The sequence below is a fragment of the Mycolicibacterium sp. XJ662 genome (genome assembly GCF_053484035.1).
Genome location: NZ_JBEFTL010000010.1, coordinates 149,529 through 172,534, shown reverse-complemented (window position 1 = coordinate 172,534; position 23,006 = coordinate 149,529). Strand labels below are relative to the sequence as shown.

General features: G+C 66.4%; 22 protein-coding genes. 7 read left to right on the top strand and 15 right to left on the bottom strand.

Going from position 1 to position 23,006, the window contains the following annotated elements:
• The 7 genes from ABQE93_RS22440 to ABQE93_RS22410 all read right to left on the bottom strand — a co-directional run bounded on the left by ABQE93_RS22440 (position 1) and on the right by ABQE93_RS22410 (position 7,162).
• Positions 1 to 831 carry an amidohydrolase family protein gene (locus tag ABQE93_RS22440; RefSeq protein ID WP_448410473.1) on the bottom strand — a complete coding sequence of 277 codons (831 nt, stop codon included), beginning with the start codon at positions 829 to 831 and terminating at the stop codon, positions 1 to 3.
• A complete protein-coding gene (locus tag ABQE93_RS22435) occupies positions 828 to 2,435 on the bottom strand; it encodes an acyl-CoA synthetase (RefSeq protein ID WP_448410474.1) in 1,608 nt (535 codons plus the stop codon). Before ABQE93_RS22435 ends, ABQE93_RS22440 begins: the two co-directional genes overlap by 4 nt.
• Before the next feature lie 4 nt (positions 2,436 to 2,439).
• Positions 2,440 to 3,648 carry an amidohydrolase family protein gene (locus ABQE93_RS22430; protein ID WP_448410475.1) on the bottom strand — a complete coding sequence of 403 codons (1,209 nt, stop codon included), beginning with the start codon at positions 3,646 to 3,648 and terminating at the stop codon, positions 2,440 to 2,442.
• Complete coding sequence (locus tag ABQE93_RS22425) at positions 3,645 to 4,493, bottom strand: enoyl-CoA hydratase (RefSeq protein WP_448410476.1); 849 nt, start codon at positions 4,491 to 4,493, stop codon at positions 3,645 to 3,647. The genes ABQE93_RS22430 and ABQE93_RS22425 overlap by 4 nt, the downstream gene beginning before the upstream one ends.
• Before the next feature lie 84 nt (positions 4,494 to 4,577).
• A complete protein-coding gene (locus ABQE93_RS22420) occupies positions 4,578 to 5,585 on the bottom strand; it encodes a dihydrodipicolinate synthase family protein (protein ID WP_448410478.1) in 1,008 nt (335 codons plus the stop codon).
• Between the two features lie 10 nt (positions 5,586 to 5,595).
• Positions 5,596 to 6,393, bottom strand: coding sequence for an SDR family NAD(P)-dependent oxidoreductase (locus tag ABQE93_RS22415; protein ID WP_448410479.1), 798 nt, complete (start codon positions 6,391 to 6,393; stop codon positions 5,596 to 5,598).
• 7 nt (positions 6,394 to 6,400) lie between these two features.
• Complete coding sequence (locus ABQE93_RS22410; RefSeq protein ID WP_448410481.1) at positions 6,401 to 7,162, bottom strand: crotonase/enoyl-CoA hydratase family protein; 762 nt, start codon at positions 7,160 to 7,162, stop codon at positions 6,401 to 6,403.
• A gap of 238 nt (positions 7,163 to 7,400) precedes the next feature.
• Here ABQE93_RS22410 and ABQE93_RS22405 point away from each other — a divergent pair, with 238 nt between their 5' ends.
• Positions 7,401 to 8,126, top strand: a complete 726-nt coding sequence (locus tag ABQE93_RS22405) for a TetR/AcrR family transcriptional regulator (RefSeq protein ID WP_448410482.1) — start codon at positions 7,401 to 7,403, stop codon at positions 8,124 to 8,126.
• A gap of 89 nt (positions 8,127 to 8,215) precedes the next feature.
• Here the strand turns inward: ABQE93_RS22405 and ABQE93_RS22400 are convergent, their stop codons facing one another.
• The 4 genes from ABQE93_RS22400 to ABQE93_RS22385 form a co-directional block, all read right to left on the bottom strand.
• Positions 8,216 to 9,391 (bottom strand): thiolase family protein, encoded by a 1,176-nt coding sequence (locus tag ABQE93_RS22400; RefSeq protein WP_448410485.1) that lies wholly within the window; start codon positions 9,389 to 9,391, stop codon positions 8,216 to 8,218.
• A gap of 80 nt (positions 9,392 to 9,471) precedes the next feature.
• Positions 9,472 to 10,353 carry an enoyl-CoA hydratase/isomerase family protein gene (locus ABQE93_RS22395; protein ID WP_448410487.1) on the bottom strand — a complete coding sequence of 294 codons (882 nt, stop codon included), beginning with the start codon at positions 10,351 to 10,353 and terminating at the stop codon, positions 9,472 to 9,474.
• Between the two features lie 10 nt (positions 10,354 to 10,363).
• On the bottom strand, positions 10,364 to 11,143 hold the full coding sequence (locus ABQE93_RS22390; protein ID WP_448410488.1) for a FadR/GntR family transcriptional regulator: 780 nt from the start codon (positions 11,141 to 11,143) through the stop codon (positions 10,364 to 10,366).
• Positions 11,140 to 11,796 carry a hotdog family protein gene (locus ABQE93_RS22385; RefSeq protein ID WP_448410489.1) on the bottom strand — a complete coding sequence of 219 codons (657 nt, stop codon included), beginning with the start codon at positions 11,794 to 11,796 and terminating at the stop codon, positions 11,140 to 11,142. The genes ABQE93_RS22390 and ABQE93_RS22385 overlap by 4 nt, the downstream gene beginning before the upstream one ends.
• Before the next feature lie 97 nt (positions 11,797 to 11,893).
• Here ABQE93_RS22385 and ABQE93_RS22380 point away from each other — a divergent pair, with 97 nt between their 5' ends.
• Genes ABQE93_RS22380 through ABQE93_RS22355 form a run of 6 tightly spaced genes read left to right on the top strand, consistent with a single transcriptional unit; the run spans position 11,894 to position 18,763 of the window.
• Complete coding sequence (locus ABQE93_RS22380) at positions 11,894 to 12,697, top strand: enoyl-CoA hydratase/isomerase family protein (protein WP_448438076.1); 804 nt, start codon at positions 11,894 to 11,896, stop codon at positions 12,695 to 12,697.
• 18 nt (positions 12,698 to 12,715) lie between these two features.
• Positions 12,716 to 13,525 (top strand): enoyl-CoA hydratase/isomerase family protein, encoded by an 810-nt coding sequence (locus ABQE93_RS22375; protein ID WP_448410491.1) that lies wholly within the window; start codon positions 12,716 to 12,718, stop codon positions 13,523 to 13,525.
• Positions 13,516 to 14,310 (top strand): enoyl-CoA hydratase/isomerase family protein, encoded by a 795-nt coding sequence (locus ABQE93_RS22370; RefSeq protein WP_448410493.1) that lies wholly within the window; start codon positions 13,516 to 13,518, stop codon positions 14,308 to 14,310. Before ABQE93_RS22375 ends, ABQE93_RS22370 begins: the two co-directional genes overlap by 10 nt.
• A complete protein-coding gene (locus ABQE93_RS22365; RefSeq protein WP_448410495.1) occupies positions 14,307 to 15,773 on the top strand; it encodes a class I adenylate-forming enzyme family protein in 1,467 nt (488 codons plus the stop codon). The genes ABQE93_RS22370 and ABQE93_RS22365 overlap by 4 nt, the downstream gene beginning before the upstream one ends.
• Complete coding sequence (locus ABQE93_RS22360) at positions 15,766 to 17,283, top strand: class I adenylate-forming enzyme family protein (RefSeq protein WP_448410497.1); 1,518 nt, start codon at positions 15,766 to 15,768, stop codon at positions 17,281 to 17,283. The genes ABQE93_RS22365 and ABQE93_RS22360 overlap by 8 nt, the downstream gene beginning before the upstream one ends.
• Entirely contained in the window at positions 17,276 to 18,763 is a 1,488-nt protein-coding gene (locus tag ABQE93_RS22355) for a class I adenylate-forming enzyme family protein (protein WP_448410499.1), read from the top strand. Before ABQE93_RS22360 ends, ABQE93_RS22355 begins: the two co-directional genes overlap by 8 nt.
• 69 nt (positions 18,764 to 18,832) lie before the next feature.
• Here the strand turns inward: ABQE93_RS22355 and ABQE93_RS22350 are convergent, their stop codons facing one another.
• The 4 genes from ABQE93_RS22350 to fabG form a co-directional block, all read right to left on the bottom strand.
• A complete protein-coding gene (locus ABQE93_RS22350; protein WP_448410501.1) occupies positions 18,833 to 19,501 on the bottom strand; it encodes a GntR family transcriptional regulator in 669 nt (222 codons plus the stop codon).
• Position 19,502: 1 nt separating this feature from the next.
• Positions 19,503 to 20,696 (bottom strand): acyl-CoA dehydrogenase family protein, encoded by a 1,194-nt coding sequence (locus ABQE93_RS22345; RefSeq protein WP_448410503.1) that lies wholly within the window; start codon positions 20,694 to 20,696, stop codon positions 19,503 to 19,505.
• Between the two features lie 60 nt (positions 20,697 to 20,756).
• Positions 20,757 to 21,971 carry an acetyl-CoA C-acetyltransferase gene (locus tag ABQE93_RS22340; protein ID WP_448410505.1) on the bottom strand — a complete coding sequence of 405 codons (1,215 nt, stop codon included), beginning with the start codon at positions 21,969 to 21,971 and terminating at the stop codon, positions 20,757 to 20,759.
• A 90-nt stretch (positions 21,972 to 22,061) separates the two neighbouring features.
• Complete coding sequence (gene fabG / locus ABQE93_RS22335; RefSeq protein WP_448410507.1) at positions 22,062 to 22,802, bottom strand: 3-oxoacyl-ACP reductase FabG; 741 nt, start codon at positions 22,800 to 22,802, stop codon at positions 22,062 to 22,064.
• Positions 22,803 to 23,006: the final 204 nt, after the last annotated feature.

The window sequence follows — 23,006 nt, the reverse complement described above, 5'->3', positions numbered from 1 at the left end:
TCAGCTCTCCTGTCCGAAGAAGAATTCCTGAGCATTGTGGTACAGGTAGTTGTCGAGCACCTCGGCGGGCAGGTCGAGGGCCAGCGCCTCCGGGACCAGGCGGCGCATCTTGAGCACCGGCCAGTCCGACGCGTAGATCACCTTGCCGCGTCCGCGGGTGCGCATGTAGTGCAGGAGGCTTTCGGGCAGCCGCTTGGGTGACCACGCCGACGTCATCAGCCGCAGGTTCTCGTATTTGATCAACAGCCGGATCGCGACGTCCCACCACGGGTCGGCGCCGTGGATCATGCACAGTTTCAGCTCCGGGAACCGCACGCACACCCGGTCCAGGTGGATCGGGTTCTGCACCTCACCCGGGATGGGCGGGCCGGGGATGCCGGTGTTGATGCACAACGGCAGTTCGAGTTCGGCGCACTTGGTGTAGAGCGGGTAGTAGACGGCGTCGCTGGGCGGGTACTGGCCGTCGCCCCAGAAGCTCGGCCCCACAGCGGTGTAGGCGACGGGCAGGTCCTTGACGACCGCCGCGAGTTCTTTCAGCGACGGGATGGGCCGCAGCAGGTTCACCCCGCCCATCGCCAGCGCGAACCGGTCGGGTTCGGCCTCGACGAACTTGCGGGCGGTGGCTGAGGGCTTGGCGATGCTGTCCATCAGGATCGCCTTGGTCACGCCCTGCTCGTCCATTTCGTCGATCAGCTCCGACAGGTCGACGGGGGAAAACATCGACTCCGGACCTTTGAAGTAGTCGTCGCGAACTTTGAGCATCCAGGTCGGCTGTTGCTGGGTCTCCCCGAAGTGCACGTTGACCAGGCAGTCAATCGCTTTGTGGCTCACACGTTCACCTGCTGCGCCACAGTGCTTTTCGCCCACCGATAGTCGGGTTTACCGTTGCCCAGACGTCGGATCTCTTCGACAAAGATGAACTCCTTCGGTGCCTTGAACCGGGCCAACTGCGATGTGCAGTGGTCATGAAGCGCGGTGGCTTCGGTCTGGTCATGGGAAGCGACCAGCGCGACCACTTCCTCGCCCCACCGCTCGCTGGGCCGACCCACCACCAAGGCGTCCGCGACACCGGGGTGGGCGCGCAGCACCTCCTCGACCTCTTCGACGAACACCTTCTCACCGCCGGTGTTGACCACTAGCGCGTCCCGACCGAACAACACCAGCGTGCCGTCCGCGGCCAACGACCCCCGGTCTCCGGAGATGACCACCCGCTTCCCGGCTACGACGGGAAACGTTCTGCGGGTGGCCTCCGCGTCGTCGAAATAGCCCAGTGGGATGCGTCCACCGCGTGCGACGAACCCGATCTCGTCGTCGCCGGGCTGCAGAAACCGGCCGTAATCGGCGGACAAAAGCAATGCTCCTTCGCGCAGTTCGAAGGTGTCCTTGCGCTCGCCGCGCTGACTGCGGCCAAAGCCGACGTTGCCGGTCTCCGAGGACCCGTAGCCGTTGATCAACGTGATCTGCGGCAGCAGCTCCAGCAGTGCCCGTTGGTGTTTGGGGTTGGTCGCCGCTCCCCCGGTGCCGATGGCGAACATCGACGTCAGGTCGTAGGAGCCGCGGCGCAGTTCCTCCACCAGCGGGGCGGCGTAGGCGTCGCCGACCATCGTCATCAAGCCGACCTTCTCGCGCTCAGCGGTCTCCAGCACGGCGCGCGGCTCGAATCTCGTGCGGTCGTAGAGGATCACCGGCAGCCCGCTGAGCAGTCCCGCGAACGCGGTCCACATGCCCGCGGCGTGCATCAGCGGCGACACCGCGAACCAGGGCTGACCGCCGTGACGCACCTTGTCGTGGATCTCGTCGACGGATTCGTGGTCGGCGCCGTTCATCGAGATGACATAGGTGTCGCATTGCCGCCACATCACCCCTTTGGGTCTGCCGGTGGTGCCGCCGGTGCAGACCATCATGACGTCCTCGGGTGACGGGGTGATTGGCTGGTCGGTATCTCCTTGGGCCAGCACATCTTCCAGCCGCACCGAACCCGGCAGCGGTGTCGCGTCGCTACCGTCGTCGATGACGATCAGCAACCGAGCCGAGTCCGGCGGCAGCACGTCGGCGAACTTCGGGCCGAACGACTGGTGGTAGATCACGACGCTGGGCCGAAGGTAGTCGAAAAGCTCGGCGACCTCGCGTGGCGCGTAGTTGTAGTTGACGTTCACGGGCACCGTGCGCGCCTTGAGACAGCCGATGACCATGTCGGGATAGAGGTCGTTGTGCATCAGCAGCGCAACACGGTCCTGCCCGCATTCCCAGTTCTGCAGTTCGTCGCGTTCCCGGTGCGCCCCGAACCCCTGGCCGGCAAGGTAGTTCGCGAGTCGGCGGGTCCGCTGTGCGGACTCCCCGAACGTGCTGCGGCGCGCCCCGCAGACCGTCATCAGCCGGTCCGGAACGGTGTCGGCGATGGCGTCGAGCACCGCGCCGATGGTCCACTGCGCCATGGCTTTAGACGCCGGCCCTGACGTTCGCGCCGAGCAACTCGAGTGCGTTGTCGCGCATGACCTTTCGGGTGTCTTCGGCGCTGAACTCCGGGAACTGCGGGATGTCGGCGGTGAAGTCCATGGGATCCGCCAGGCCCTCGCCGTGCGGCCAGTCCGATCCGAAAAGGACCTTGTCCACACCGATGGTCTCGGCGAGCAGTTTCACGTCGTCCTCGTAGTACGGCGCAATCCAGACGTTGTTGCGCAGTTGCTCGACCGGGTCTTCTTTGTAGTGGTAGGGCGCGGTGTTGGCGGACTTCTTGAGCCGCTTGATCAGTCGGTAGACGAAGTAGGAGCCGTTCTCGATGCTGGCCACCTTCAGGTTGGGGTGGCGCGTGAACACCTGGTGCACGATCATCGACGCCAGCGTGTCGTGGATGGCGCGATCGTCCATGATCACCATGTCGAGCGGATCGCGCTTGCCGAAGCCCTTGAACACGCCGCTGCCGCCCCACAGCGCGGGGATCGCCATGTATCCGGAGTCCGACAGGTGGAACACCACCGGGACGCCGGCTTCGGCCAGCCGCGCCCACACCGGGTCGTGCACGGGGTCACCAAGCGAGCGTGGACGTACCGCCCCCGGCACCGGCGCGGGCCGCACGCAGACGATCTTGGCGTCGCGGCTGAGCACGAATTCGACCTCCTCGACGGCCTTTTCGGGATCAGCCAGGGAAATGATGGGTGCGGAGAGGATGCGGCCGTCGGGACGGTTGAAGCCCCAGTCCTCGTCCAACCACAGGTTGAACGCGTGCATTGCCACCATCGTCGCCTCGACGTCGTGTTTGAGGCCTTCCTCCACACCGCACGCGAAGGTCGGCAGCATGAAGACGGTCTCGAGGTTCTGCTTGTCGAGAATCGCCACCCGCGCGTCGCGGTTCTGGTATTCGGGGTGGTCGGCGAGCCGGTCGACTTTCATCAGCGACGCGGGATCGACCCCTTCGGGGATTTCGCCGCGGAACAACAGGTCCAGGCAGCCCGGTTCGATGATCGGGTCGAACGACGGGTTGGGGATGAAGTGGTTGACCACGCCACCGAACACCGCCAGGGTCCGCTTGCCGTCCTGCACCATCTGGACGCCGCGGCTGCGGAACTCCTTGGGCTGGTGGCGGGTGAACGCGTCCAGCGGTTCGTAGTAGTGGTTGTCGACGTCGATCGCCTTGTAGTCCAGGGTCATCGTCCCTCTCCCTTCAGTGGCGGAAAGTTGGGTGCGCGCTTTTCGAAGAAGCTGGTGATGCCTTCGAGGAAATCGGGCCGCTGCATCGACTCGTGCATCAGCTTCTCGGCGTCATCGCTTGCCTCGAAGACACTGCGCATAGTGTCTGCGTACACCTGTTGTTTGATCACCGCCAGAGAACTCGGCGCACAGTTGGCGGCGATGTCCTCGGCGTACGCGACGGCGTGCGCCAACAGGTCGTCGGCGGCCACGACGTCGTTGACCACGCCGAGGCGTGCGGCTTCGTCGGCGAAAAACACCCGGCCCGACAACAACAGGTCCCGCGCGACGCCTTGTCCGACGATGCGCGGAAGTATCCATGAGATGCCGTATTCGGCGATCAGCCCGCGTCGCGCAAACGACGTCGTGAACTTGGCGCCGTCGGCGGCGAACCGCACGTCGCACGCCAGCGCCAGCGTCAGCCCCATGCCCGCGCAGGCGCCATTGATCGCCGCGACGACGGGTTTGCGCATCGTCATCAGGAAGTGCGGGTGACGCGCGCCGACGAGCTGGCTGACGTCGGTGTCCGCTGCGGCGTCGACGGTCGTGGTGCTGATCGTGTTCAGATCGCCCATGTCGGCGCCCGCGCAGAACGCCCGGCCGCTGCCGGTGACGACGATCGCGCGGACGGCCGGATCCGCCTCGGCGTCGTCCATGCGGGCATAGAACGTGGAGGCCAGGCCACCGCCCCAACCATTCATCCGCTCCGGTCGGTTCAGCGTGAGGACCGCGACGCCGCTGTCACGGACCTCGTAGCGCACCGGCTCGGCCGCGACGGGTTGCGCGACGTGGTCTCCAACGCTCACCCGCACTCCTTCTCAAGCCGTCCGAGCTCGGTGTATGCACATACTGTACATCTATCGGTAGTGCCTTCCGCAAGGTCGGGTCGGTTACGTGTCGACCAGTCCGTACCGCCGATACGCTGCATCGATCTGGTCCTTGGCCTCGGCGGGCAACTTCGCCTGGGGTGGGCGCGAATGCGGATACGCACCGATGGGCAGACCCAGCACGTAGGCCGCGTACTTGAACGCTTCGCCCCAGTGGGTGAAGTAGTCGGGTCGCCCGGGATAACAGGTGAACCAGGAACTCACTTCGCTCTCGAACCGGTCCATCCCGGACTCGCGCGCATAGTCCATCGCCTCGATCAGCTTGCCGTTGACGATCAGGTCCCAGTACGCCGAGAACGGGCGGTGCTGCGGGGTTTCGTACAGGTATGCGGCGGTTCCGAGTTGGGCCGGGCAGACGATGCCGTCGCGCAGCCAGCCGGCGCGGTAGACCATCTTGTCGCATTCCCACACCGCCAGGCCGGGCGCCAACTCTGCCAGCTTCCGGCTGGCCGCCGGCCGAAACGCGCCTTCCTTGGTTGCGCAGACCGCGGGAATCTCGGCATAGATGCGGGCACTTTCCACCGGTGTCAGAACGTAGCCCGACGACGGCGAGTTGAACATGCCCAGCGCGATGTCGGTGCGCTCGGCGATGTAGCGAAAGAACCTCAGCACCCCTTCGCCGCCGTGAGTTTCCATCATCGGGGTCTGGATGTAGACGATGTCGGCGCCCGCGTGTTGTGCGTGCAGCGTCAACTCCAGGCAGTCCTTGGCCGACGTCGCCGCCGTGCAGGCCTGCACCACGACATCCGGGTTGACGGTGCGGCCCTCCTCGATGGCCACTTCCAGCAGGCGTTTTCGCTCGGCGATGGTCAGCGACCAGAACTCGGCGATCCCGCTGGTGCACCACAGCATCGGATGTCCCAGGTCACCGACGCAGTACCGCACCAACGTGCGGTAGGCGTCCCAGTCGATGTCGTCACCGTCGGTGCCGCAGAACGGGGTGTAGAGCGAATTACCGATGCCGCGCAAGGCTTCTCGCGCCCAATCGCGCGCCTGGCTGGCAGTCGCCATAGCTCACCTCTTATGTGAAGTCGCTGCCGCCGTCGACGTTGACGTTGGCGCCGGTCATGTAGGAGTTGCGTCTTGACGCGAGAAACGCCACGACGGGGCCGATCTCGTCGGGTAAACCCGCTCGGGGTAAGTGGGCCGGATGCCCGAAGTGCCCGTCGATGGCGGCCATCAACGCGTACGGATCGTTGCCATCGACGCCGACGGAAGCCGCCCAACCCACCAGCGCCTCGGAGGCGATGCTGCCCGGCGATACCACGTTGACCATGATCTCGTCGCGCGCCAGCAGCAGCGAGAGGTTCTTGGAGACGCTTGTCAGCGCCGCCTTGGCGGCGGTGTAGGCGGGCAGGATCACGCTTTGGCGCTGGGTGGAGTGCGCCGAAAAGTTCACTATCCGAGCCCATTCCGCGCTACGCAGCAGTGGAAGCGCGGAGCGTACGCAGTGCACCATGCCCATCACGCCGCCGTCGAACGCGGCGCGCCACTGGTCGTCGGTCAGCTCCTCGAATGTGCCGACCGCGTCGGGACCGACCGCGTTGATCAGCACGTTGAGCTCGCCGCCCCACCGTCGGCCGACGTCGTCGAACAGCCGCTGAACGGCGTCGTCGTCGGTGATGTCGACGACCAGCCCGACCGCGTCGGGGCTTCCGCACCGGCTCAAGGTTTCAGCGGCCTCGTCGAGCACGGCCTGGGTGCGGCCGACGACCGCGACGCGCGCCCCGTCCTGCGCCAGACAACGTGCCGCCGCGAACCCCATGCCGCGTCCGCCGCCGACCACGACGGCGGCTGCGTCCTTCAGACCGAGATCCATGTCGCGGTCAGGTGCCGGTCCAGTTCGGCTGGCGCTTCTCGGCGAACGCCAGCGCGCCTTCCTTGGCGTCGTTGGACGTGAAGATCGGGATGATGTGCTCGAGTTGCTTCTGCCACATCTCCTCCTCACTCCACTCCGCCGACTTGACCAGGATCTCCTTGGTGGTGGCGACCGCCAGCGGTCCGTTGGCGGTGATGCGCTCGGCGAGTTCGATCGCGCCGTCCAGCGCGCCGCCCGGTTCGGTCACCTTGTTGACGAACCCCCACGCCTCGCCCTGCTCGGCGGTGAAGCTGTCACCGGTGAGCGCCAGTTCGAGCGCCTTCTGGTACGGAATGCGTCGCGGCAGCCGCAACAGCCCGCCGCCGGCGGCCACCAGGCCGCGCTTGACTTCGGGGATGCCGAACTTGGCTTCGCGTGAGGCCACCACCAGATCCGTCGCGAGTACGACCTCGGTGCCGCCGGCCAGCGCGTAACCCTCGACGGCCGAGATCAGCGGTTTACGTGGCGGACGTTCGGTGAACCCGATGCCCCGACCCGGAATCGCGACTTGCTCACCGGCCGCGAAGGCCTTGAGGTCCATACCGGCACAGAAGTTGCCGCCCGCGCCGGTCAGCACACCGACCGAGAGGTCCTTGTCGGCGTCGAGTTCGTCGACCGCGTCGGCCAGACCCTGGCTGACCGCGAGGTTCACCGCATTGCGCGCATCCGGTCGGTTGATCGTGATGACGAGAACACGCCCTCGGCGGTCCGTGAGAATTTCGTCCGACACCCTTGACCTTTCGGTTCACCAACCCAGCTGGAAAAGCTTACTATAGGTCTTACAGTAGAACAGCGGAATAGCGGTGGGAGCCGCCGACGGGATGGCTCCCGGTAAGGTTGACGGTAACGGCCGAGCAGCGACACACCTGCGAAAACGCAGATCAGAGCGAGCTGCCGGTACATTCAGGTCCACCACCCCGCTTTTGGGGGGCTGCGTGCGCGGCTTATTTCCGATGGAGGTGCCCTTCGTGGCAAGGCAGGCGACCGCCGAGAAGCGTCAGCGACGTGAGCGCGGGTCCATCAATCCAGAGGACATCATCAAGGGCGCTTTCGAGCTCGCCGAACAGGTCGGTATCGACAACCTGTCCATGCCGCTGCTCGGCAAGCACCTCGGCGTCGGCGTCACGAGCATCTACTGGTACTTCCGCAAGAAAGACGATCTGCTCAACGCGATGACCGACCGCGCGTTGCGCCAGTACGTATTCGCGACGCCCTATGTCGAGGCCAGGGACTGGCGTGAGACGTTGCGCAACCACGCGCGCACGATGCGAAAGACGTTCATGGGCAACCCGATTCTGTGCGATCTGATCCTCATCCGGTCCGCGCTGAGCCCCCGCACGGCGAAGCTGGGTGTACAGGAGGTCGAGAAGGCGATCGCCAGTTTGGTCGAAGCGGGTCTGTCGCCGGAAGAGGCCTTCGACACCTACTCCGCGGTGTCGGTGCACGTGCGCGGTTCGGTGGTGCTGCAGCGGTTGCGGGACAAGAACCGGGCGGCCAACGAAGGGCCCAGCGACATCGAGGACACCATGTCGATCGATGCGGACAGCACACCGCTGCTGGCGCTGGTCACCGAGAAGGGCCACCACATCGGCGCCGCCGACGAGAAGAACTTCGAGTTCAGCCTCGAGTGCATCCTCGACCACGCCGAGCGGCTGATCGACGCGAACAACGCCAAGCCCAAGAAGAAGCGCTGACGACGGGGGCGTCTTTTCCGGTCAGCAGACACACAAGGCCCGTCCGAGCGGGTTAAATAGGGCCTTTTGCGTCTGCTCGCCGAGGAAAGCTAGACCTCGATGACGACGGCGCCGCCCTGGCCGCCGCCCGCGCACATCGCGGCGACACCGATGCCGCCGCCGCGGCGCTGCAGTTCGTAGACCAGCGTGGTCACCATTCGCGCACCCGAGGCGGCGATGGGATGGCCGAGGCTGCAACCACTTCCGGAGAAGTTCACCAACTCTTCGTCGATGCCGTACTCGCGGCACGCCGCGATCGGCACCGAGGCGAACGCCTCGTTGATTTCCCACAGCGCGACGTCGGAGGGCTTCAGCCCGGCCCGATCGAGCACCTTGCCGATGACCTTGACCGCGCCGAGCCCACAGTCGCGCGGTGCGACACCCGCTGCGGCCCAAGCCCTTACGGTCGCCATCTTGGTCAGGTTCTCAGCGTCGGCGTAGGCGCTGTCGACCAGTGCCACCGCTGCGGCGGCGTCGTTGGTTCCGCTGCTGTTGCCTGCGGTGATCGAGAAGCCTTCGATCTCGGGATGCAGCACCTTCAGCCCGGCCAACTTCTCCACGGTGGTGTCGCGGCGCGGGTGCTCGTCGACGCTGAACTCGATCACCGATCCGTCGAACTGCTGCACCTTCAGCGGCACGATCTCGTCGACGAACTTGCCGGCGTCGATCGCGGCGATCGCACGCTGATGCGACCGCGCCGCCCACGCGTCCATCTCCTCACGGGTGATGCCGACCGACTGTGCGGTGTTCCAGCCGACGGTGATCGACATGTCTTTGCACGGCGCGTCGGGCGTCTCGACGTGCGTCGGCGGCATCCACCGCTCCTCGAACTTCAGCTCAGGTCCCGGGATGCGCTGGTTGGTCAGCGGCGTCATCGACAGCGACTGCACCCCACCGGCGATCAGCGCGCGCTCCATCCCCGACCCGATCTGGGCGGCCGCGTTGCCGATCGCGGTGAGGCTGCCCGCGCAGTGCCGGTTCACCGACTGGCCGGGGACGTGGTCCATGCCCGTCGCGGTGGCCGCATAGCGAGCCAGATCGCCTCCCCCGTAATGGGATTCGGCGAAGATGATGTCGTCGATGTTCTTGGGGTCGATCCCCGAGCGGCGGACCACCTCTGGCAGAACGGTCGTGATCAGCGTCTCGGGCGTGGTGTTGACCAGGGTCCCCTTGAACGAACGACCGATCGCTGTCCTGGCGGCACCGACGATGACGGGTGTGGGCATGTGAAAATCCTCGCGCTGGATGTTGACGACTTTACAAAAATAGTAGCTTATGTATCACCACCCGTAGGTCGGGGTGGTGTTCAGGGTTCCGGTACATGGAAGTGCTCGTCACGTAGCCGGAAGGCCTCCTTGGTGCCGTGCTGAGCGCGGGTCTTGACGAAGTTGAACTCACCCGGCGCGAACTGCAGGTTCGTGCCGTAGGCGTGGAAGAGATAGCTGGCCACTTCCTCCCCCTGGTAGGCCTGGCTCTGCTCGACGAGGCGGAAGGCCTCTTTGGCGATGACGACGCCGTCGGCGGGCATCTTCGCGACCTTCTCCGCCCAGTAACGGGCCCTCGCGGAGACCTTCTCCGGCGCGCAGGTATCGGTGAAGACGCCGAGTTGCTCGATGGTCCCGGCCTCGATGATGTCGCCGGTCAACAGCAGGCGCCGGGCCAGCACCGGACCCAGCCGGTGAAAGAACAAGTGCAGGCTGCCCAGCGCAGGCCCGAGGAACCGGGTGGCGGGCATGCCGATCTTGGTGTCGGCGGCGATGACGGCGATGTCGGCCATCAGCGCCATCTCGAAGCCGCCACCGAGCGCGTAGCCGCTGACCTCGGCGACCGTCACCTTCGGAAAGCCCATCAGGTTGTGGTAGAAGCCAAAAGACTTGCGGTCCACCGCCAATCGTCGCCGTTGGCTGGGCCTGCTTTTCGCAGGCTCCTTGGCGGGGCCGTCGGCCTTGCCGTACCAACCGTAGGCGTTGTTCATATCGGCGCCGGTGGAGAACACGCCGTCGGCGCCGCGCAGCACCACGACGACGACGTCGTCGTCTTCGGCCACCAAATCCAGGCAGCGGCCGATGGTCTCGCGCATCGGTGCGTCATAGGAGTTGCGCTGTGTGGGGTTGTTCAACGTGATGGTTGCGATCCGCTTGTCGTGCTCGACGTCGAACAGGACGCGGTCGTCGCCGGTGGTCGTCATCGTGGTTTCCTCACTGTTCGGCGTTCGAGATCAACTTGGCGTCGATGGTCTTGTCAGTGCCGGCGGCCAAGGTGTTGCGCCGGGCGGCGCCCAGGTGGGTCTGCGCCAGCCGCACCGCGCGCGCCTCGTTGCCGTCGGCGATGGCCTCCAGCAGCCGCTGGTGGTCGCGCAGGGCGGCGCGCATGGTCTTGCGGTTCATCGGGTCGGCCGGGCTGGCCTCGTCGCTCCACACCGACGACTCGTGCGCCGACCAGATCAGCTCGAGCGAGCCGATGACGAGGATCATCGGCTCGTTGCCGCAGCGCGACACGATCTCTTCGTGAAATCGCCTGGCGTTGGGCACGTACCGCGCCGGGTTGTCGAATTCCTCGGTCTGCGTGCGGATCGCCTCTTCGAGGTAGGGCACGACTTCGGTGTCGCGGTCGGCACGGGCCGCGCACATCCCCGCACAGATGGGTTCCAGGTGCAGCAACGCGCCGCTGACGTCGGCCGGTGTGGCCGAACGCGTCTGCAGCACCATGCTGATCATGTGCGCGGTGCGTTCGGCCGACGGCAGATGAACGACTGCGCCACCGACGTTTCCGCGGCGCACCGAGATCAGCCCGTCGGTCTCGAGCAGGTGAATCGCCTCGCGCAGGGCGGGTGGGCTGACACCGAACTCGGCCAGCAGGCTGTCCTGCGACGGCAGCACGTCGCCTTCCTTGATCCGGCCCGACAGGATGTCGTCGCGCAACCGCTCGGCCACGATCTCGGCGACGCGGGGCTGGCGGATGCGCTGCACGCTGGTCATGGCCGTGTTGCTTGCCGTTTGCCGAACTGCACCACCGACAGCCGGTCCGGTGCGGTGGCCACGGTGCTGAACTCCCCGATACAGAGCACCTCGTCGACGCTCAGCAGCCGTGCCGTCGAGGTGACGCGGCCGTCGGATTCGGTGCGGGTCACGTCGAAACGCAACTCGGTCAGGATCGGTGTGGGCCTGCGGAACGTCAGCGTCAGCGACCGGGTCTTACCGGTGCGCCGCGCGGCACAGCTTTGATGCTGCGTGACGCAGTCGAAGAAGACGGCCAGGTAGCCGCCATGCACGAAGCCCGGCGGGCCCTCGTACACGAGCGGGAAAGTGACGCGGCCGGAAGCGTTCTCGTCGTCGAGGTGGTCGAAGGTGTACTCGGGAAAGCACGGGTTGTAGGCGCCGATGTCGAAGGCGTGGTCGAGGTAGACCCGCTGGTTCGCGTCGCCGTCGGGCCCCATCCGCGGTGTGGGGTCGGGCGGAACCGCGGCACCCAACTCGGTTTCCCACTCGGCGATCTGGGTGATCATGGCGTCAACGGTCGGATGATCGTGTTCCAGCGACAACAGCAGGTTGCTCAGCCGCCGGATGGCGCCGGCGGCAGCGACGGTCTGCGGCAGCGGCTGCTCGCCGTAGCGGGGTCTATCCGGTGCCATCGGTCCCCTTCCGCCGACCGGCCTTTCCTTGCTAACTTGTACAAGATAGCAATACTGTATGTCTAACCGTATACGTTCAGGATGGGCGGATTCAACTGTGGGTGACGCGGCCGACGGCGTGGTGAGCACGGCGCGCGACGGCGCGATCCTGCGTATCACCCTGGACCGCCCGTCGCGCCGTAACTCGTTGAGCCGTCCGATGATCGACACGTTCGTCACGGCGCTGACCGACGCCGCCACCGACGACTCACTGCGCGCGATCCACATCGCCGGCGCGGGATCGGACTTTTGCAGCGGGATGGACTGGGTGGCCACCAACTCCGCCGGTCAACGGCCACGCACCGGCGATCTGGTGCGCCGCATCCCGCTCACCGGCAACCGGGTCGTCGAGCTGATCCACACCATCGCGCTTCCGGTGGTGTGCAGCGTGCGCGGCTGGGCGGTCGGGCTGGGCTGCAACCTCGCGCTGGCCGCCGACTTCACGGTGGCCAGCGATGATGCGCTCTTCTGGGAGCCGTTCATCGGTAGGGGATTCAGCCCGGACTCCGGTTCCAGCTGGCTGCTGCCACGGTTAATCGGGTTGACCCGCGCCAAGCAGATGCTGCTTCTCGGGGAGAAGGTCGACGCCGGCCGGGCCGCCGAGTGGGGGCTGATCCACCGTGCGGTCGCCGAATCCGAGGTGGACGCGGTCAGCGAGGACCTGCTGTCCCGGTTGGCCTCCGGGCCCACGGTGGCGATCGGCCTTGCCAAGCATGCGATCGCCTACGGGCAGCACGCCACCCTGACCCAAACCATGAACCAGGAGCTCTACAACGTAGAGCTGTCTTGTCGGACAACGGATTTCAAAGAAGGCCTGGCGGCGTTCCGCGACAAGCGCCCGCCGGATTTCCAAGGGCGCTGAACGGATAGGGAGTCGAGCATGTCGTCAACATTCAGCGACATCAAATACGAGGTCGACGGGCACAAAGCCACGGTCACGTTGAACCGCCCCAACGCGCTCAACGCGCTGAGCCCGCACATGATCACCGAACTGCGCAGCGCGTACGACGAGGCCGAGAACGACGACAACATCTGGACCGTCATCGTGACCGGAACCGGCCGCGCGTTCTGCACGGGCGCCGACGTCGGCGAGATCCCCGAGGACGGCCGCGTGATCTACGAACGCCCGTACCTGTCGACCTACGACCAGTGGGAGGCCCCGCAGGAGGGCACGCCGCCGTTTCGCCGCATGGCCAAACCGGTGGTGACCGCCATCAACGGGTTGTGCTGCGGCGCCGGTTTGGACTGGATCACCACCGGCGACATCGCGATCGCCTCGGACAAGGCGACGTTCTTCGACCCGCATGTCAGCATCGGGCTGGTGGCGGCCCGCGAGATGGTCCGGCTGGCGCGGGTGCTCCCCCGCAACATCGCGCTGCGGATGGCGCTGATGGGCAAGCACGAACGGATGAGTGCCCAGCGCGCCTACGAGCTCGGGATGATCAGCGAGGTCGTCGAACACGACCGGCTGCTCGAACGCGCCCACGAGATCGCCGACATCGTCAACTCCAATGCACCGCTTGCTGTTCGGGGCACCAGGCTCGCCATCCACAAGACCCTGGATCTGCCGATGCACGAGGGCGAGATCCTCGCCGAGACCTTCCGCGAACGGGTGGTGCGCACCGAGGACGCCCAGGAAGGACCCAAGGCGTTCATGGAAAAGCGCGCCCCGAACTGGAAATGCCGATGACCTCTCGCGACTTCGAGACGATCCTGCTCGACGTGGACCCCGCCGTCGCCGTCGCGACCATCACGCTGAACCGGCCCGATTCGCTCAACGCGTTCAACCGCACGATGTGTGACGAGATGGCCGAAGCCTGGCAGGTCGTCAAACTCGACGACTCGGTCAACGCGGTGGTGTTGCGCGCCGCCGGTGACCGAGCGTTCAGCGCGGGCCTGGACATCAAGTCGTCCTACGGCCAGCCCGACAACGTGTGGCACCACGAGGACCCCGGCGAGAAGCTCAGCCCGAAATGGCAGAAGATGTTCAAACCCGTGGTGTGCGCGGTGCAGGGGATGTGCACGGCGGGCGCGTTCTACTTCGTCAACGAGTCCGACGTGGTGATCTGCTCGCAGGACGCGACGTTCTTCGACTCCCACGTCAGCGCCGGGCTGGTGTGCGCGCTGGAACCGATCGGGCTGATGCGCCGGGTCGGGCTGGGCGAGACGCTGCGGATCGCGTTGACGGGCAACGACGAACGCGTCAGCGCTGACACCGCATTGCGCATCGGGCTGGTGTCGGAGGTGGTCTCGCCCGAGTCGCTGTGGGCGCGCGCCCATGAGATCGCGTCGGGTATCGCGGCCAAACCGCCGTCGGCCACCCAGGGCACCGTGAAGGCGATCTGGGAGTCGCTGGACAAACCGTATCGGGCAGCGCTCGAGCAGAACCTGATCTACACCAGGCTGGGCAACCCGCTCGGAACGGCCGAACTCGCCGCGCGCAGGCGCGACACGACCACGCCGAGGATCCGATGAGCACCGATCATCCGCTGCGCCGACGCATCTCGGCGGTGCTGGGCCTGCAACCTGATGCCCCCGCCATCGAGTACGAGGGTCAGTGGTCCAGCTGGAAGCAGCTCGGCGAACTGGCGCACCGCATATCCTCGGTCGGTCTGCATGACCGCCAAGTCGGAATCCTGCTGCGCAATACCCCCTCTCACGTCGCCGCGCTACTCGGGGTGCTGCTGGGCGGCGGCACCGTCGTCGTCATCAACCCGTCGAGGGGAGATGACCGTGCCAAGGCCGACATCGACGATCTGCGGTTGCCTCTGATCGTCGGCTCCCCCGCCGACCTCCAGGACCTCGTGGAGCCGACGGATTACACCACCACGCTGGGCATCACGGGGCTGGCCGATACACCCCGGATATCTTCTGCACCTGCGAAATCCCGGGACACCGGCCGTGCCGGTGTCGCCGTGCGGATGTTGACCAGCGGCACCACCGGACCACCCAAACGCATCGACCTCACCTATGACATGTTGGCGTGCAGCGTGATCGGCACAAACTACGAGACCGCAGCCGCACCGACCGAGCTGCGACGCGGGGTGGCGATCGTCAACGCCCCGCTGGTGCACATCGGCGGTGTGTACCGGGTCCTTCAGTGCGTCTGCGAGGCCCGCTCATTCGCGCTGTTGGATCGATTCGAATTGGATCGGTGGGCCGATGCGGTACGCCGGCATCGCCCACGGGCGGTGTCGCTGGTCCCCGCCGCGCTGCGCACCGTCTTGCACTCGGAGCTGACCCGCGACGATCTGGCCAGCATCCTTGCGGTCACCTCGGGTACCGCGCCGCTGTCGGCCGAGGACGCCGACGCGTTCACCGCCAAGTTCGGCATCCCCGTGCTGACCTCCTATGCCGCAACGGAGTTCGGCGGCGGGGTAGCCGGCTGGTCACTGGCGGACTACCAGCAGTACTGGACGGCGAAGCGGGGCAGCGTCGGCAGGGCCACGCTTGGCGCGCAGTTGCGGGTGGTCGATGATGCAGGCACGCCATTGGGGCCCGACGAGCCCGGGTTGCTGGAGGTCAAGCCGGGCCAACTCGGCCCGTCCGCGGACTGGATGCGCACCACCGACATGGCGCGCATCGACGACGACGGCTTCCTGTGGATCCTCGGGCGTGCCGATCAGGCGATCATTCGCGGCGGCTTCAAGGTGATGCCCGACGAGGTGCGCGCCGCGCTGGAAAGCCACCCCGCAGTGCACGCCGCCGCGGTCGTCGGTCGCCCCGACTCGCGGCTCGGCGAAACCCCGGTCGCCATGGTCGAATTGCGTGAACACGTCGAGACCGCTGCGCTGATCGACCATCTGCGGACCAGGCTGGCGCGCTACGAGGTGCCCGCCGATATCGCTGTCGTCGACCAGATACCGCGCACGCCGTCAGGCAAAGCCGACCTGAACACGGTTCGGCAGTTCTTCACCGACTCCGTCGAGCATGCCTGAGACCACGGTCGGCACGGTGCTGCGCGGTCAGGCCGCGCGCCGCGGCACCCACCCGTTCCTGGTCTGCGATGACGACCGGGTCACGTACGCCGAAGCCGATCAGCGATCGGCCCGGTTGGCGCGCGGCCTGGTCGCGTTGGGGGCGGGCAAGGGCACCCATGTCGGCGTGCTGTACCCGAACGGATCGGCTTTCGTGGTGGCGATGCTGGCCGCCGCACGTATCGGTGCGGTCGTGGTTCCGTTCTCGACGTTTGCGACGGCTCCGGAGTTGCGGGAACAGCTGGCCCATGCCGATGTCGAGATCCTGCTCAGCGCAGGGTCATACCGCAACCACGACTACCGGCAGCGACTTGACGGCGTCGTCGATGCCCTGCCGCTGTTGCGTCATGTCGTTTTCGACTTTGCGCCGCCCGACGCTGTCGACGAGGCGCCGCTGACGGCGTTCGAGGACGACGTCGAGCCCTCGGATCTTCTGGCGATCGTGTACACCTCGGGTTCGACCAGCGCCCCGAAGGGGGTGGTGCACACCCACGCGTCGCTGCTGGAGCACCAGAAGGTGCTCAACGAGTTTCGGGGGCTGACCGCGCAGGACAAGCTCTTCTGCAATTCGCCGTTCTTCTGGATCGGCGGCTTCGCGTTCGCGATCCTGGCCACGATGCTGGCGGGCGCGACGCTGATCTGTTCCAACGCCACCGATGCCGCCGAGACACTTGATCTGATCGAAGCCGAAAAGCCTACGATCACCAACGGTTTCGTAGCCGGTATCGCTCCATTGAGCCGTCATCCGAGCCTGCCGCACCGGGATCTGTCGTCGCTGCGGCGCGGTAACCTGTATCCGATCATGGCCCCGGAGGTGCGGCCGGCCGATCCCGAGTTGCGTCACTCCATGCTCGGCATGACCGAATCCGGCAGCGTCATCACCATCAGCGCCGACGCGTCCGACCAACCCGAACACCGGCGTGGGTCCTTCGGGAAACCGCTGCCCGGCTTCGACACCAAGATCATCGATCCCGACACCGGGGACGCGGTCGCCACCGGCGACATCGGTGAACTGTGCATCCGCGGCCCGTATCTGATGCAGCGGTACTACAAGCGCAGCCGCGAAGAGTGCTTCGACGACGACGGCTGGTTTCACACCGGCGATCTCGTCCGCGTGGACCGTGACGGGTTCGTGTACTTCATCGGTCGCCACGGCGCGATGATCAAGACCGCGGGGGCGAACGTGGCGCCGGCCGAAGTCGAGCGGGCGATCGCCAAGGTCACCGGCGGAACGGTGGCGCACGTCGTCGGCATCCCCGATCCCGAACGTGGGCAATTGGTGGCCGCCGTCATCGCACTCGACGACTCCGCCGCGGCGTTTGACGAGTCGGCGCTGCGTGAGGCGTTGAAATCCGAACTGTCCGCGTACAAGATCCCGCGGCGGTTCGCCGCCCTGCCGGCTTCGCAGATACCGGTGATGTCGAGCGGTAAGATCGACATCGCCCGTCTGACAGAGGTATTCGATGCCTGACACGATCGACGCCCTGATCCGATGGCACGCCGACGCACAGCCGACCAAGCCGATGGTGATCGACCCCGACCGGCAGATGAGCTACGCCGAACTCGACGCCGCCACGCGGGAACTGGCCGCGGCATTCTTTGAAGCCGGCGTCGGCAAGGGCACCCGCGTCGGGCTGATCATGCCCAACAGCGTCGAATGGGTTCGGGTCGCGGTGGCGCTCACCCGAATCGGTGCGGTGCTGGTGCCGTTGAGCACGCTGCTGGCCGCGCCGGAGCTCGGTGCGCAACTGCGCGTCGCCTCGGTGCAGTACCTCATCACCGTCGCGGAGTTCCGCGGGCACCGCTATCTCGACGACCTGTCGCCGGTGCGGGCGGGTCTCCCCGCGCTACAACGGGTGTGGACGGTTTCTGAGCTGCCGTCGGGCGGCGACGCCGGGAAAGTCGATAAGGTGACGGCGGCCGTCACACCAAGCGACACGCTGGCGATCATGTTCACCTCGGGCAGCAGCGGGCCGCCCAAAGGCGTCATCCACTCGCACGGCAACGCGCTGCGGGCGGTGCGTTCGGGTTTGGTTGCGCGCTGTGTCGACGCCGACACCCGGTTGTATCTGCCGATGCCGTTCTTCTGGGTCGGGGGTTTCGGCAGTGGCATCCTGACGGCGTTGTCGGCGGGTGCGACACTGGTCACCGAGCCGATTCCGCGCCCGGAAACCACCTTGCGGTTGTTGGAGCGCGAACGCGTCACGCTGTTTCGGGGGTGGCCGGATCAGGCCGAGGCGCTGGCACGGCAGTCCGGATCGGTGGGCGCGGATCTGTCGTCGTTGCGCCCCGGCAGCCTCGAGGCGCTGTTGCCGGCCGAGCACCGCGCCGAGCCCGGCGCTCGGGCGAAGCTGCTCGGGATGACCGAGTCGTTCGGCCCGTATTGTGGCTATCGCGCCGACACCGACATGCCGCGGTCCGCGTGGGGCAGTTGCGGAAAACCGTTCGAGGGCATGCAGGTACGGATCGTCGACCCCGATACCGGTGAGCCTGTTCCCGCGGGCACGATCGGGATGATCCAGATCCGCGGGCCGCACGTGATGCGGGGGATCGTCCGACGCAGCCGCGAAGATGTGTTCGGCGCCGACGGCTACTACCCCACCGGTGACCTCGCCCATCTCGACGACGACGGGTTCTTGTTCTTCCACGGCCGCTGCGACGACATGTTCAAGGTCAGCGGCGCGACGGTCTACCCCAGCGAGGTCGAACAAGCGCTACGCACCATCGACGGTGTCGACAATGCGTGCGTCACTGAAGTCTCCGGGGCCGTCGGCGCGATCGTCGTCGGCGACGTCTCGGTCGATCAGCTGCGTGCTGCCGCCCGAGACCGGTTGAGCGCCTTCAAGGTTCCGTCCGTGTGGTTGCTGGTCGACTCCGACGACGACATTCCGCGCAAGGCCACCGGTAAGGTCGACGTCGCCCAAGTGCGCGCGTTGCTCGCCGCGCAATAGCCCAGCCCCCACCCCTTTGAAGCCAAGCCGCACTTTCCCGCCCAAATGTCCCTTTGGGCGGGAAAAGAGCTACGTGACCACGCCGCGGGTGGTGAGGTGTTCGATCAGCGGCTCGGCGCCGGCCGCCAGGTGTTCCGACATCGCGGCGCGGGCCAGTTTCTCGTCGCGCTGCTCCAGGGCGGCCAGCACCCGTCGATGGTGCTGGTTGGACTGCTCCGGCCAGCCCGAGATCGTCGGGAACACCGACTCCGGCGCGTAACGCGTGATCTGTGACATCAACTGGGCCAGCTTCGGTGAATCGGCGGCCACGTTGATCGCCCGGTGGAACTCGTGGTTGAGGCGTACCACCGTCTCGTCGTCGTCACCGGCATAGGCCGCCTCGAGTTCGGTCTGGATCTTCTCCACATCGCGCAACTGCTCTTCGCTGATGTTGGCCGCCGCCCGCGCCGCCAACTCACCGCCGATATAGGCCTGCACGTTCGACACGTCGGTCAGGTCACGCCCCGTCACGGGCAGCACCACGAAGCCACGCCGGGGCTGTTGTGCGAGCAGGCCTTCGCCTTTCAGCTCCAGCAGCGCTTCGCGCACCGGGGTGACGCTGATCCCCAGCTCCGCCGCGAGTTGGTCCAGCCGCACGTACTCGCCCGCCGCATAGCTGCCGTCGAAGATCCGCCTGCGCACGAACCGCGCGACGTCCTCGGCCAGCTGCGGACGCAACGCGAAATCCGGGTCCGACATATCAGATCCGGTAGTCCGCGAGCAGCCGCTTGCTGATGATGTTCTTCTGGATCTCGCTGGTGCCCTCACCGATGAGCAAAAACGGGGCGTCGCGCATCAGGCGCTCGATCTCGTATTCCTTGGAGTAGCCGTAGCCCCCGTGGATGCGGAAGCTCTGTTCGGTGACCTCCGAACAGAACTCACTGGCCAGGTACTTGGCCATACCCGCCGCCACGTCGTTGCGTTCACCGGAGTCCTTGAGCCGTGCGGCGTTGACCATCATCAGATGCGCGGCCTCCACTTTGGTTGCCATCTCGGCCAATTGGAAAGCCACCGCCTGATGTTCGGCGATCGGCTTACCGAACGTCTGGCGCTGCTGGGCGTATCGCACCGCGAGCTCGAACGCGCGGATCCCCACCCCGCACGCGCGCGCCGAGACGTTGACCCGGCCCACCTCGATGCCGTCCATCATCTGGACGAACCCCTGCCCGGGCGCTTCGCCGAGGATGTCGTCGGCGTGTGCCACGTAGCCGTCGAAGATCACCTCGGTGGTGTCGATGCCCTTGTATCCCAGCTTGTCGATCTTGCCGGGAATGCTCAGGCCGGGTACGACTTCGCCGAACCCGACCGGCTTTTCGACCAGGAACGCCGTGAGGTTGCGGTGTGGTTTGTCGGCGCCCTCGTCGGTGCGCACCAGCACCGCGACCAGCGTCGAGCTCGCACCGTTGGTCAGCCACATCTTCTGGCCGTCGATGGTGTAGTTGCCGTCGGCCGTGCGGGTGGCCCGGGTGCGGATCGCCGCGACGTCAGAACCCAGTTCGGGCTCTGACATCGAGAACGCGCCCCGCGTCTCGCCGGTGGCCATCCGGGGCAGAAAGCGCTGCTTCTGCGCGTCGGTGCCGTGCTGGCGCAGCATGTAGGCGACGATGAAATGCGTGTTGAGCACGCCGGAGACGCTCATCCAGCCGCGGGCGAGCTCTTCGACGCACAGTGCATAGGTCAGCAGCGATTCCCCCAGACCGCCGTACTCCTCGGGGATCATCAACCCGAACAGACCCATCTGCTTCAACTGGTCGACGATGGCCTGCGGGTAGGTGTCGGTGCTCTCCAACTCGGGTGCGTTCGGGATGACCTCTTTTTCGACGAACTGGCGTACGGTGGCCAGGATTTCGGTCTGCACCTCGGTCAGCCCGAGCGTCTGGGCGAGCTTGGTCATGCGCGATCCCGCTTCGCTGCTCGCTGGGTCATGCGCGATCCCGCTTCGCTTCTCGCTGGGTCATGCGGTGATCCTTTCGAAGACGGCGGCCAGCCCCTGCCCACCGCCGATGCACATGGTTTCCAGGCCGTAACGCGCGTCGCGCCGGTTCATTTCGCGCGCCAGGGTGGCCAGCATCCGTCCTCCGGTCGCGCCGACCGGATGGCCCAGCGAGATCCCGGAACCGTGCACGTTGGTGCGGTCGTGGTCGGCGGCGGTGAACTTCCACTCCGCCATCACGGCCAGGGCCTGGGCGGCGAACGCCTCGTTGAGCTCGATGAGGTCGATGTCGGACAGCGTCAGCCCGGCCCTGCGCAGTGCGACGTCGGTGGCGGGCACCGGACCGATGCCCATGACGTTCGGCGCCACGCCGGCGGCCCCCCACGACACCAGCCGCACCAGCGGGTTCAGCCCGAGCTCGTCGGCCTTCTCCGGGGTGGTGACGATGCACATCGAGGCGGCGTCGTTCTGGCCGCTGGAGTTGCCCGCCGTCACCGTGGCGTCCGGATCGTTCTTGCCGAGAACAGGTTTGAGCTTGCTCAACGACTCCAGCGAGGTGTCGGCGCGGGGATGCTCGTCGGTGTCGATGACCTCGTCACCCGATCGGGTGCGCACGGTGACGGGCACGATCTCCTCGGCGAGGATGCCGCTCTGCTGCGCGGCCACCGCACGTTGGTGCGAGGCCACCGCGAGTTCGTCTTGCTCCTGGCGCGAGATGTCGTACTCGCGGCGCAGGTTCTCGGCGGTCTCGAGCATGCCGCCGGGCACCGGGTAGTGCTGTCCGCCCGCGGTGGTGCGGCCGCGGGCCAGCCCGTCGTGCATGCGCACACCGGATCGTGCTCCGCCCCAACGCATATCGGTCGAGTAGAACGCGACGTTGCTCATGCTTTCGGCACCGCCGGCGACCACGACGTCGTTGTCGCCGCCGGCAATCTGCAGGGCGGCCTGGATGACGGCCTGCAGGCCGGAGCCGCAGCGCCGGTCGACCTGCATGCCGGGCACGGTGACCGGAAGCCCGGCGTCCAGCGCCACCACCCGACCGATCGCGGGCGCCTCACTGTTGGGGTAGCAATGCCCGAGGATGACGTCTTGGATGGCGTCGGGGGCGATCCCGGTGCGATCGAGGAGCCCCTTGAGCGCGGTGACGCCGAGGTCGACGGCGGTCAGCGACTTGAACATGCCGCCGTAGCGCCCGATGGGCGTGCGTACCGGTTCGCAGATCACCACATCACGCATGGCTCACCTCTTCGCGCGCCGCCCAACGGGACAACCGGGCGGGAAAGTGCGGGTAGGTTCGACCATTTCGTCGATCTCGGCTCGTGAGTGTCATACGTAGCGTCCGCCCGTGACCTCGAGCACCGTTCCGGTCATGTACGACGACAGGTCGCTGGCCAAGAACAACGCCACCTTGGCGACCTCGGCGGGCTCACCCGCGCGCCCCATCGGCACCTCCGCGAGCTTCTCATCCCAAATACGTTGCGGCATGGCTTCCGTCATCGCCGAGCGGATCAGACCCGGTTGAATCGCGTTGACCCGCACACCGAGATAAGCGAGTTCCTTGGCGGCGGCCTTCGTCAACCCGACGATCCCGGCCTTGGCCGCCGAGTAGTTCGTCTGGCCCACCAGACCGACCTTGCCGGAGATCGACGACATGTTCACGATCGCGCCGCGCTTGTTCTCCCGCATGATCGCCGCCGCCGCCTTGGTTCCGTTCCAGGTGCCCTTCAGATGCACGGCGATCACCTGGTCGAACTGCTCTTCGGTCATCTTGCGCATGGTCGCGTCGCGGGTGATGCCGGCGTTGTTGACCATGATGTCCAGGCTCCCGAACCGCTCGACGGCCGCGCCGACGAGTGCGCCGACCTCGGCGGTATCGGTGACGTCGCAACGCACCGCCAACGCGACATCGTCTCCGCCGAGTTGTTTGGCCGCGGTCTGCGTCGCGCCGAGATCCAGGTCGCCGAGCACCACCCGCGCGCCCTCGGCGATGAACCGCTCCGCAATGGCATACCCCAGGCCCTGCGCACCGCCTGTGACGACGGCCGTCTGTCCGGTCAACAACGACACCTAGCTCACCCTCTCGTTGGTCAGAGCCCGCAGCAGGGCCGGATCAATCACACATCATATTTCATATATGATCAGCCGAGCCGAGGGGCTGCGACGCCCGGCGAGCAGACGCAAAGCGGTGCCATCGCGGCGGATTCGTACGCCTTTGCGTCTGCTGGCGGCGGAGAGCCCCGACCGCGCAAATTCGAAGGGAAGCACGTGCCG